The organism is Bacillus sp. SJ-10, assembly GCF_002843505.1.
GTDB classification, from domain to species: Bacteria; Bacillota; Bacilli; order Bacillales; family Bacillaceae; genus Bacillus; species Bacillus velezensis.
In genome coordinates this window covers 985,799-998,053 of record NZ_CP025258.1, presented here as the reverse complement: position 1 = coordinate 998,053, position 12,255 = coordinate 985,799, and the positions used below count along the sequence as shown (strand labels likewise).

Sequence of the window (12,255 nt, the reverse complement as noted above, 5' to 3'; positions counted from 1 at the left end):
TGATTTTTTATTTACATTCAGATTTTAAATAAAATATTTAGTTTATATTCAACAAATAATATAAAATACGCCGTCCGGTTATGCTATAGTGATAGAATCATTTGTTAAGGTGGGGGTCATGGAATGAATAACGCTGATTCAAAGGCCGCCCGCGCAGGCCTCGGCATGGTACTGATTCTCGGGACGCTCGCTTCATTCGGGCCGCTTTCGCTCGATATGTATCTGCCCGCTTTGCCTGAAGTGGCGGCCGATCTTCATACGACAGCGTCACTTGCGCAGCTGAGCCTGACGTTTTGTCTTTTGGGGCTGGCGGTCGGGCAGATCGTTGTCGGGCCGCTCAGTGATATGATCGGGCGCCGGAAGCCGCTGATTCTGTCATTGCTGCTTTATACGCTGTCTTCTTTATTATGCGCCTTCAGCCCTTCTGTTTCGTTTTTAATTGTCATGAGGTTTATTCAAGGATTCACCGGGGCGGCCGGAATCGTCATCGCACGGGCTTCCGCACGCGATATGTATTCCGGAAAAGAATTGACGGCTTTTTTCTCATTACTGATGCTCGTCAATGGGGCGGCGCCGATTTTAGCGCCGATTACAGGGGGATTTATCCTTCAGTTCGCCGGCTGGAAAATCGTATTTATCGTGCTGGCGGTGATCGGCTGTATCATTTCTGCCGCCGTGCTTACGGCGTTGCCTGAATCACTTCCGCCGGAAAAGCGGACAAGCGGCGGACTCCGGGAGACGCTGATGACGTTTCGCGGCCTGCTTGGCGACCGGATGTTTATGGGATTTGCGCTCAGCCAGGCATTTGTGATGACCGGCATGTTCGCATATATTGCCGGGTCACCGTTTGTACTGCAAAACATCTACGGCGTATCAGCGCAAATGTTCAGCCTGCTGTTCGCCGTAAACGGTGCGGGAATCATATGCGCCACCCAAATCACCGGACGGATGGCCAAAACACATGATGAACGGAAGCTGTTTGTCTCCGGGCTGTTGATCGCCGTCATCGGAAGCATCGCTTTGCTTTTATCACTTGCGTTTGGTTTAGGCCTGACGGCGGTCTGCATTTCTTTATTCATCATTGTTTCTTCTGTCGGGATCGTCACGACGACGGGGTTTTCTCTGGCTATGCAGAAACAGGAGAAAGGCGCGGGAAGCGCTGCGGCTCTTCTCGGACTCCTGCCCTTTATCGGCGGTGCGGCTGCCGCTCCCCTTGTCGGTATTGCCGGAGAAGAAAATGCCTGGCCGATGGCCGTCAGCATTTTCGGTTTTGAGTTCTGTGCCGTTCTATCCTATGTGCTGTCGGCAAAACGGAAAACAAAGTAAAGCCCGCCGCTTTAAGCGGAGGGCTTTTTTTCTTATCCGGCAGCGCCTTTTTCCGAAGAAGCCGGCTCACGCTTCAGGCGTTTTTTGATACCGAAGTGATAATACGCGTAACAGATGATCATCAGCGGGACGCCGCAGTACAGACCGATACGCTGGTCGGGGATAAAAATGAGACTGATTAAGATAAGACCGTAAACCGAAAATCCGAGAATCGGCACGATCGGATAAAGAGGCGTTTTAAACGCCAGGTCTTTCAGATTTCCTCCTTCAGCGAGAAAGCGTCTCCGGAAAACGAATTGTGAAGCGCAGATTGACATCCACGCGACGACGGTAATCATACCGGAGATGGAAATGAGCCACACATACACCGTTTCAGCCGCGAATACACTTGTCAGCAGGGATAAACCGGAGATAGCGATGGTGATGGAAAGAGCTTTCAGAGGCACGCCTTTTTTCGTCAGTTTCGTTAAGGAAGCGGGGCCCATCTTAGTTTTTGACAGGGACCACATCATTCTGGACGAAGCGTACAGCCCGGAATTCGCCACCGACAGCATGGCGGTCAGAATGACAAAGTTCATGATATCAGCCGCATAGGGAACGCCGATTTTATCCAGCACAGCCACAAACGGGCTTTCGATGACACCTGCCGTTTGGTACGGCAAAATGGACACGAGAACAAACATCGCCAGCACGAAGAAAAACAGCGTCCGCCATATGACGTTTCGGATCGAGCGGGGAAGCGTCTTTTCCGGATTTTCGCTTTCTCCCGAGGCGATTCCGACCAGTTCGGTGCCCTGGAATGAAAAATTCACCATGACAAGGGTAAACAGCACGGCTTGGGCGCCGTTCGGGAAAAGCCCTTTGTCCGTCGTAAAGTTTGACAGATACGGAGCCGTCTGCCCGCCGTTAAAACCGACAAAGCCGAATACCGCAGCGCAGCCGAGAATAATAAACAATACAATGGCCATGACCTTAATGCTGGAAAACCAAAATTCCATTTCCGCAAAACTCCGCGCAGACAGCGCGTTAATGGAAAAAATGACGACGCCGAATACCAGGCACCACACCCAAATCGGAACGGCCGGAAACCACCGCTGCATTAAAATCCCCGCCGACGTCAGTTCAAGCCCCACTGTATTGGCCCAGCTGAATGCGTACATCCATCCGATCGTAAAACCCGTCGACGGCCCGAGAAACTTTGCGGCATACGCCTGAAATGATCCTGCAACCGGCATGGCGACCGCGAGCTCCCCCAAACAAAGCATCACCAGATACATTAAAAATCCGCCGATCACATAAGCCAATATCGCGCCGATCGGTCCCGCTTCACTGATCGTAAAACCGGAGCCCAGAAAAAGCCCCGTCCCGATCACGCCGCCGAGGGCGATCATAAACAAATGCCGGCCCTTCATCGTGCGCTGCAATTCAGTTTGATTGGTATCTCCCTGCATATACATCCCCCTTATTCCGTTATGTCAGCCATTTGTGCGTATGTCTAGTCGGTAGCTGTGCAAAAGGTGCATTGTCGTCTGCTGAATGAGCTCCGGCAGCACATGGAATGTGTACGGCTTGTACACGCGTTCCGTCCATTTATGGCCGTCCTTTCCGTATACCCCTATATTGACCGACGGAATATTCAATTCCCTGATTTCTTTAAAAGGAATCGTCCCGATGACATCCCATCCCGGAAAATTATCTGTAAAGGCGGAGACCTCCTCGTCTGTTTCATGCAGCGATAAAAAGCTTCCGTCCGCTAAATAAGGGAAAAACTTTTTAAAGACGAATGTTTCTCCGGTTGATGCAGCTGTTTTATCGACGGCTTCTTGAATGACATGCTGCAAAAGCCGGTCCCGTGTGCTTTCTTCCTTCAGATAATTGTGCGGAAGGTAAGGCGGCGCATAGAAAATAATGACCTTGGCTCCCTGCTCAGGATCGAGTTTTTGCAGTTCCTCGACGGCTTTAAAGCATCTCATCCGCAGTTCAAGATGTTCATATGTTTTAAATGCCTGCTCGATACACTGCGCCGGGTCTATCCCGCGGCTTCTCAGCCTTTTCAGATAATCTTCCAGACTGTACACTTGAACGTTCCATGACATCTCTTTTTTCGGCAGGCTCGTTCTCTCACAGTATTCATCGTAATAATCAGATAATTTTCGTTCTGTCTCTTTGCAGGCTTCGTCAGCCACCGCAGTCAGCTGATCCATGACTTCTTTGGCGGTTTTCTCGTAAATAAAATAATTAAAATAGACATAGCTGCTGACGGCGGTTTGCACGTTATACGCTTCCTTGTTGTCACGCAGGTAGAGGCAGGTCGGCGGAAGCACAAGCTCTCCCTCAATGTTTTCCGCCATATGAATATTGTTGTGAATTCTTCTGGTGATTTCTGACGCGATCAAATTCGGGTCGATGCCGGACAGCGTATCTCCGACATGCACCTCCCGCCCGTAAATCGCAAAGCAAGGCAAAAGCTTCCCTGCCGCGCCCGTGTAGATGTACCTTGTCGTGTCACCCTCATACAGCGGCGTGATGAAGTCGTTATTAATCGCTGCTAAATAACGAAGCTGCTTTTCTTGTTTCAGCCGTTTTAATTCAGAAATGCTGGTTAAAATGCCGGAATGCTGGCTTTCTTCATCCGGGTTTGCCATGAACAGAATATGGCCCGGCAGCTGATCGCGCCGCTCAGAAAAGTGAAGCAGATTGGCGAGATGAACGGCAATACCGCTCTGCATATCAACCGAACCCCTTCCGAACATCCACTCGCCTGAGCGGGCGTCCCGCTGCACATCACGATCAAATTCATAGTTTGAGAAATACTCCGCGAGACGGTCGGAATCAAAAGCGATATCTTTTAAAGGGCCGAAATCCTCGATGCCGACCGTATCAAGATGAGCGTGATAAATGACCGTATTCAGGCTGTCGCCGTTTCCCTCAATAAATGCGAAAATATTTTTGCGGCCGTAAGGGTCCTCTGGAATCGCCTGCTCCCACACATGTGACGGGTTCTCCTGAAAGTAGGGAAAGCTCTTGATCATATCTTTGATATAGTCGGCTTTTTTTCCTTCTCCCAATGTGCCGTTGATGCTGTTTAACGCCACCAGTGATTTCGTAATGGCTTCTATTTTCTCCTCCGGAAGCATTTTGCTGAGCTGCTGATACATGTTCCATCCTCCTTACCCTCATATAGAGAAAATAGCGCGACTCTCTTTTTCATCGCGCTATTTCCGAAAGATTAATAGGCTTCAGACGTTGTTTTTGCCTGCATATGAAGAATCAGATAGTCAGGTCCTCCGGCTTTTGAATCGGTTCCTGACATATTGAAGCCGCCGAACGGCTGGTATCCGACAATCGCTCCTGTACAGCCGCGGTTGAAGTATAGATTCCCGACGTGAAAATCTTCGCGGGCGCGTTCAATGTGCGCGCGGGTTTTTGATAACAGAGCGCCCGTCAGTCCGTAATCGGTATTATTGGCAATCTCAAGCATATGGTCGAAATCACGGGCTTTTGAGATCGCGACGACCGGCCCGAAAATTTCCTCCTGCATCAGGCGGGCGTTTTCATCAACATCCGCAAAAATGGTCGGCTGAATAAAGTATCCTTTTGAATCATCACCTTCGCCTCCCGTCAGGAGTTTTCCTTCTGATTTGCCGATTTCGATATACCTCATGACTTTATTATAAGATGCTTCGTGGATGACTGGCCCCATGTATGTATCAAAATCTTCCGGACTTCCGACGGTGAGTGATTTTGTTAAAGCGACGGCTTTTTCAACAACTTCATCATAGACGTCCTGATGAATGACCGCACGCGAACCGGCTGAACATTTTTGGCCTGAGAATCCGAAGGCGGAATACACGATTGAGGAAGCGGCAAGATCAAGATCAGCATCTCTGTCTACAAGCACCGTATCTTTCCCTCCCATTTCGGCAATGACCCGTTTCAGCCACTTTTGGCCCGGCTGTACTTTTGCGGCGCGTTCATAGATGCGGCATCCGACCGCGCGGGAACCTGTAAACGACACAAATCTCGTCTTCGGATGCTCAACCAGATAGTCGCCGATTTCTCCTCCGTCGCCCGGTATGAATTGGAGCACGCCGTCCGGCAGGCCCGCTTCTTTCATCACTTCAACAAATTTCGCCGCCACGACAGGCGCCGCATCCGCCGGTTTCAGCAGTATCGTGTTGCCTGTTACGATGGCTGCCGCCGCCGTTCCCGCCATGATCGCAAGCGGGAAGTTGAATGGAGAAATGACGATTCCCACCCCAAGCGGCTCATAGTGATACTGATTAAATTCTCCGTCACGGCTCTTTACAGGGGAACCGTCTTTCAGTTTCAGCATCTGACGGGCATAGTACTCTAAAAAGTCGATCGCTTCCGCCGTATCAGCATCCGCTTCCTTCCACGGTTTTCCCGCTTCTTTCACTAGATACGCGGAGAATTCGTGCTTTCTTCTGCGGATGATCGCCGCCGCTTTAAACAGCACATTCGCGCGGTGTTCCGGCCGTACTTTTTTCCATGTTTGAAATGCCTGCAGCGCAGCCAGCATGGCCTTTTCCGCAAGTTCTTTTCCGGCTGCCGATACAGAACCGATCACTTCTTTTTTATCTGCCGGATTGACGGAAATGATCTTTTTATCCGTTTCAATCGCTTCACCGTTGATGATAAGCGGATAATGCTTGCCGAGCTGTGAATTCACATAAGCCAGCGCTTCCTGAAACGATTGTTTATTTGTCTCTTCCTGAAAATTTGTAAATGGTTCGTGTGCGTATGAAACTGTCATTAGAATTCCTCCCCGTATTTTGTAATGTGTGCTCACGCTTTATGAAGATGCAAGAAGCATACCAGCATAGCAATTTGTGATAAAAATAAGAAAATCTTTGCCGAAAGCGGACGAAGCTTGTCCGAATCTGTCAGCTGCAATCTGAAAACGCAAAGAAATTTTGCGATCTGCTATATAACTGACGCAAAATCTCTTTGCGGGTAACACTTATACCCAGCCGCGGAACCGGGCCGCTTCAGCCGACTTTCTGATGCCCGTCATATAGGCGGCCAAACGCATATCGACTTTGTGGGTATGCGCTGTCTGATAAATGGATTCAAACGAATTCACCATGACGCTGCGCAGTTTTCCGGCGACTTCCTCCTCAGACCAGTAAAAGCCTTGATTATTTTGCACCCATTCAAAATAAGACACCGTCACGCCGCCGGCGCTTGCCAAAATATCCGGCACGAGAAGCACGCCTCTTTCATTCAGGATTTTCGTGGCGTCTATCGTTGTCGGCCCGTTCGCCGCCTCCACAATGATTGAGGCTTTAATGTGATGGGCGTTTTCAGCCGTAATCTGATTGGAGATTGCGGCAGGCACGAGAATATCACAGTCCTTTTCCAGCAGCTCCCGGTTCGTTATGACATCCGAGAAGAGATTCGTCACCGTGCCGAAGCTGTCCCGCTTATCCAGCAGGTAATCAATGTCAAGGCCGTCAGGGTCATACAAAGCGCCGTGGGCGTCTGAGATGCCGATCACCTTGGCGCCGGCGTCATGCATAAATTTAGCGAGAAAGCTCCCCGCATTTCCGAACCCCTGAATGATGATCCGCGCATTTTCCAATGGAATCCCTTTTTTCTTAACGGCTTCCTCAATACAAATCGTGACGCCTTGCGCGGTCGCCGTCTCCCGCCCCTGTGAACCGCCGAGAACGATCGGTTTGCCCGTAATGAATCCCGGTGAATCAAATTCTCTCAGGCGGCTGTATTCGTCCATCATCCATGCCATAATCTGCGAGTTGGTATATACGTCGGGAGCCGGAATATCCTTTGTCGGACCGACGATCTGGCTGATCGCGCGCACATATCCGCGGCTCAGCCGTTCCAGCTCTCCGAATGACATCGTCCGCGGATCACAGATGATGCCGCCTTTTCCGCCCCCGTAAGGAAGATTTGTGATGCCGCATTTTAAAGTCATCCAGACCGAAAGCGCCTTAACCTCTTCTTCACTGACTTCCGGATGAAACCGCACGCCTCCTTTTGTCGGGCCGACTGCGTCATTATGCTGTGAGCGGTAGCCCGTGAAAACCTGTACTGAGCCATTGTCCATTTTGACGGGAATGCGTACGGTCAAAAGCCGCATCGGCTCTTTCATCAGTTCATACATATTGTCAGGATAGCCCAGTTTGCGCAGGGCCTCTTTTATGATCGATTGTGTGGACAAGAACAAATTAAGAACTTCTTTTTCTTCATCTTTCTGATTGCTTTTAGAAAGCGGGTTGGCTGACATGTTTTATCACCTCATCGTATTTTACGTGTAAGCTTCAATTACCGGCAGAACAAAATGTAAGCGCTTTTACACCAAAACCCATCAATCCCTTTCACATTGTCGTTACGCCCCTTTTTATATGCAAGATTCATGCCAGGTTTTTGTGTGTAAAAAAAGAGGCTGTTGTCAGCCTCTCAGATTAAAGAGAAAGGGGATTTGAAGACGTATACAGAAGAAACCTTACTGCATTTATTAAAATTTAATACGTCTTAAACGTACAGAAAACGTTGTTTCTTTGAAGGGGACACTATTTAGAGATATACTTCCTTCCATTTGCTCTACTAATCTCTTAGTAATCGTCAGCCCCAATCCGCTTCCCTGATAATTGGTATTTCTCGAGTCCTCCAATGTGTACATTCGTTCAAAGACACGGTCTTTATGCATTTCATTTATTCCTTTTCCTTTATCTGATATTTCTACAAAAACATCATTATCAGTTATTCTGATCTTTAAACCCACCATCTTACCATCGGAACCATATTGAATTGCATTCGTAATTAAATTATTCAGAACCCTCTCAATTGCATCTTCATCTCCGCTAACAAAGACAGAATCATCGGGTATATCAATCACTACTTCAAATTCTTTGCTGATTAAAATTTCGTAGTAATCCAAAATTATTTTTCGGCTGACTTCACATATGTCAATTCGTGAAGAATTTAATTTTTTATCTCCTGACTCTAATTTTACAAGTTCAAAAAAACGGTTTATTAACGCTAATACCTCGACCGTTTTTAAATTAACTGTTTTTAGTAAACTCATAACCTTTTCCGAAGTCAGACTTTTATCGTTATTTATCATTTCAATATAACCTAGTATAACTGTTAAAGGCGTCTTTAAATCGTGTGAAATATTTGATAACATTTTTCGCATGGACAGTTCAATACTATTGTAGTTCCCTTTGATCTTTTGATTATGGTCTAAAAGACGGTTTATTTGAATTAACAAGGATTTTATATATTTATCTTCCGTGTTAAGCAATAATCTTTCGCCTGTCTCTTCATTAACAACTTTTCGAAGTTTATTTCTTATATATTTAATCTCAGTCCTTAGATTTAATCGGCTTCGGAAAAGAAATATATTTACTGCTGCAGAGCATATGAATAAAATAACCAACATATAAAACAATTTAAAAATCTCCCAACTTATAACCGATTCCCCACAAAGTTTTTATGTACATTGGATGAGATGGATCGTCCTCAATTTTCTCTCTAAGCCGTCTAATATGAACATTAATTACATTCTCATCTCCATGATACTCATCTTCCCATACGGATTTATAAAGTTGAGACTTAGTATATACTTGTGAAGGATTAGAAATAAAGAGTTTTAAAATATTAAATTCTTTTGCTGTGAGATTAATCTTTTCATTGAATTTTTTAACAGAAAAGCCATGCAGGTCAACACTTAAATCACCTATTTTAATGATTTTTTCTTCCTTTGAAGACAGGGAGCTCTTATAGTGTCTTTCTCTTCTAATGGTTGCTTTAATTCTGGCTATTACCTCCAGCATAGAAAAAGGTTTAGAAATATAATCATCAGCCCCGAGGCCGAGACCAAGTGCCTTATCTACATCTTCATCTTTTGCAGACATGATAAGAACGGGAACCATACTTTTGGAACGAATCATTCTTAAACATTCCATCCCATCTATCTTCGGAAGCATTAAATCCAACAATATAACCTCAAACTTTTGGGTGTTCAATATGTCTAAAGCTTCTTCACCATCAAAAGCTGCTGTTACTTCAAACCCTTCTTTCGTTAAGCTTTCGCTTACCATATCGCTTATGAATTGGTCGTCTTCTACAATTAATATTTTGTAACCCAAGCTTTCCGCTCCTTAAATATAAAACTGATATTCCTAATTCACTGTTTATTTCAATCATTATACAGATAATTAATCTCATTATAATTATTTTTTATACAAAAGGAGATAAATATTCCAAAACATTTTAAATACAAACAAATAAGACAACCATTCTTCAATAGCGGGAATTGTTGTCTTGTGTTTTTCTCTTTTTATCTCACCTTTATCGAACCATCTTCACTAGATAGACTCACTTTATTACTTCCCGCGCCAATTTCACCTTTTTTCAGTTTTACGCCATCATGGCTCTTATTAAGCCCATCTAGATCAAACGTTACATCAGAATTACTCTGAGCAAAAACAGCAAGTGAAGTTGGCGCTTTTTTATAAGATACACCTATATCTCCTGATTTCGTATTTACTGATAAAGATGTTCCTTCTGTTATGTCCTTGATTGAAACCGCTCCATCTTTAGAAGTAACCTTTACATTGGAACTATGTATTTCCTTCATCTCGTTATCGCCGCTTGCAGATGTTATATTTAATTTCTCAAAAGAACTATTTTCAACGCTTATCGCCCCATCCTTGGATGAAAACTTTCCAGTATGAGCCGAAACATTATTGATTTTTTCATCACCGGAATGATTATCAACGACAATATGTTCAGCTGAAATTTCACTTAATTGTATATTCCCATCTTTATTGGTTATTTCAATATTGTTCATACCTGAATTGGGAACATTAATATAGATTGTGCCGCCCTGCTTCCCAAAAGTAAATCCATCCAAAAAGCCGCCATTCTTTTGTTCTTTTTGACTAACGACCAAATCTCTCCCATTTTCTTGAAATGTAACTGGAGCCTTATCTTTCTGTTTCCCCTCAGCAGATATTGTTGCCTTATTTGAATTACTCTTTTTAAACTTCACATCCCATGAGTCAGTATATACTTTTAAAGTATCAATTTTTTCAACATTGTAGGACACGTTCTTTTTAAAGTTTTTTGTATCTGTCTTATCAAGGATTAAAACAATTCCGCCGATTACGATTAACACTGCACATGATGCTATAATCTTCTTCATTGTATAATTTCTCCTTTTATCTACAATAAATCTTTCTGATCCACCTTACGGTAAGAAAGATAACCGACTAAAAAACCAAATAAACAAAGTATAATTGGAATGATAATAAATTGACTTAAACTGACTGTTTCTTCTCCGTCGGAAACTGTTGCATTGATAAAGACCCCGATTATGACAGCCCAAGTGATTGTAGCAGAAGTTGATTTTTTTCTCATGCCGAAAAATAAAGGAATCAGACTCACTCCTCCCATCATAAAAGCGGTGAGAAGAGACGATGGCATAGCGGAAATAACTTCACTCATTTCAACAGGCTTCTCGAATAAATATAAGTGCGGACTCACGAAGAGAATTAACAAGTTAATAACAAACGTAGCAATAACAATACTTACAAAGCAGAATAGGAAGACAATAGATAGTTTAGCTTGCATTAATTTTTTTCTTTGTAAAGGATAAGTAAACAGCAATTGTATTGTTTTATTTTTATATTCATCAATAACTAAACGGGATAAAATCACAGCAGAAAAACAAATAAACACAATTCTAATTAAAATATTAGTTAGAGATATAAAATCTGCATAATCACGAAACATAAGTTCATTTTCATTTTTAGATTCCCATCCCATAAGAGCCACTAAGGCAAAGATGATGAATATCCAAAGTGCCACCCATTTAAAATACTGTGATAAGTGATGTTTTTTGTACTCTAATTTCATAAGTTTTAACATTTCAATTAGCCTCCGGCAGAAGAATTTAAGACAATGCAAATAGGTGCATAACACAGACAGGCAATCTATCTAGTGTGTATTCCCTCCCCATTCATAGAATTTAAGAAGTATTCTTCTAAAGAACTGTGTTTTTTATTTATACTTTCTATACCAATGTCATTCAGAATAAGTGCTTTAGAGATTTCTTGTTGTGTAACTGCTGTTTCATAGATACGAATTAATTGCTGGTCAATCATTTTAAAATTTCTTATCCCCAGATTTTGCTCTAAAATATATAACGCTTTTTTTATATTTTGGACTTTTACCTCTACATACTCTGTTTGTTTTCCGTTTATACTCTTCATAGAAACTTCTTTTATTAACTTGCCATTCTGTATGATACCAACAGTATCTGACATTTGTTCCATTTCGGCTAAAATGTGACTGGAGACTAATAATGTAATTCCATATTCTCTGCAAAGTAACTTAAAGAGATCCCTCAACTCTTTTATACCTATTGGATCCAGACCGTTAATCGGCTCGTCTAAAATGAGAAGTTCTGGTCTTGTAGAAATAGCTCTGGCTATTCCTAACCTTTGTTTCATTCCTAAAGAAAACTCTTTCACTTTTTTATTATCAATATTATGTAACTTTACAAGCTCGATAGCGTGGTCAATGGATTTTTTATCGTAATAGCCCATATATTCACAATGGAAATCTAAATTTTCTTTAGCAGTGAGGTTGTCATAGAAAATGGGATATTCAATAATGGTGCCCATTCGTTTTAAAACTTCAAATGACGTATCTGTTAATTTCTCACCGAAAATTTCTATTTCCCCACTTGTTGGCTTGATTAAATTGGTAATCATTTTCATAATGGTTGTTTTACCTGCACCATTGGGACCCAAGAATCCATAAATCTCCCCTTTTTTCACGTGCATATTAACCCCGGAAACAACTTCTTTTCCTTTAAATGTTTTTGTAAGCTGACTCGTTTTTAAGATGTATGTCATTCGCTTTCCCCTTTCC

Annotated in this window: 10 protein-coding genes; 1 reads left to right on the top strand and 9 read right to left on the bottom strand. The window is 43.6% G+C overall.

Going from position 1 to position 12,255, the window contains the following annotated elements; genetic code table 11:
* Positions 1-123: 123 nt before the first annotated feature.
* Positions 124-1,326 carry a multidrug effflux MFS transporter gene (locus tag CXL14_RS05070; protein ID WP_014419153.1) on the top strand — a complete coding sequence of 401 codons (1,203 nt, stop codon included), beginning with the start codon at positions 124-126 and terminating at the stop codon, positions 1,324-1,326.
* A gap of 32 nt (positions 1,327-1,358) precedes the next feature.
* On the opposite strand, the gene CXL14_RS05065 is transcribed toward CXL14_RS05070, so the two are convergent.
* The 9 genes from CXL14_RS05065 to CXL14_RS05025 all read right to left on the bottom strand — a co-directional run bounded on the left by CXL14_RS05065 (position 1,359) and on the right by CXL14_RS05025 (position 12,239).
* Positions 1,359-2,777, bottom strand: coding sequence for an amino acid permease (locus CXL14_RS05065; protein WP_012118711.1), 1,419 nt, complete (start codon positions 2,775-2,777; stop codon positions 1,359-1,361).
* A 24-nt stretch (positions 2,778-2,801) separates the two neighbouring features.
* Positions 2,802-4,484 carry a M20 family metallopeptidase gene (locus CXL14_RS05060; RefSeq protein WP_014419154.1) on the bottom strand — a complete coding sequence of 561 codons (1,683 nt, stop codon included), beginning with the start codon at positions 4,482-4,484 and terminating at the stop codon, positions 2,802-2,804.
* A 71-nt stretch (positions 4,485-4,555) separates the two neighbouring features.
* Positions 4,556-6,103, bottom strand: coding sequence for an L-glutamate gamma-semialdehyde dehydrogenase (pruA, locus tag CXL14_RS05055; RefSeq protein WP_014419155.1), 1,548 nt, complete (start codon positions 6,101-6,103; stop codon positions 4,556-4,558).
* A 207-nt stretch (positions 6,104-6,310) separates the two neighbouring features.
* A complete protein-coding gene (locus CXL14_RS05050; protein WP_014419156.1) occupies positions 6,311-7,597 on the bottom strand; it encodes a Glu/Leu/Phe/Val family dehydrogenase in 1,287 nt (428 codons plus the stop codon).
* A gap of 231 nt (positions 7,598-7,828) precedes the next feature.
* Positions 7,829-8,764, bottom strand: coding sequence for a sensor histidine kinase (locus CXL14_RS05045; protein WP_014419157.1), 936 nt, complete (start codon positions 8,762-8,764; stop codon positions 7,829-7,831).
* A 1-nt stretch (position 8,765) separates the two neighbouring features.
* Positions 8,766-9,464: a response regulator transcription factor gene (locus CXL14_RS05040; protein ID WP_014419158.1), complete on the bottom strand. Its 699-nt coding sequence runs from the start codon at positions 9,462-9,464 to the stop codon at positions 8,766-8,768.
* Between the two features lie 191 nt (positions 9,465-9,655).
* Entirely contained in the window at positions 9,656-10,522 is an 867-nt protein-coding gene (locus CXL14_RS05035; protein ID WP_014419159.1) for a DUF4097 family beta strand repeat-containing protein, read from the bottom strand.
* 20 nt (positions 10,523-10,542) lie between these two features.
* Positions 10,543-11,247: an ABC transporter permease gene (locus CXL14_RS05030; RefSeq protein WP_014419160.1), complete on the bottom strand. Its 705-nt coding sequence runs from the start codon at positions 11,245-11,247 to the stop codon at positions 10,543-10,545.
* A gap of 65 nt (positions 11,248-11,312) precedes the next feature.
* Positions 11,313-12,239, bottom strand: coding sequence for an ABC transporter ATP-binding protein (locus CXL14_RS05025; RefSeq protein WP_025649399.1), 927 nt, complete (start codon positions 12,237-12,239; stop codon positions 11,313-11,315).
* Positions 12,240-12,255 lie beyond the last annotated feature (16 nt).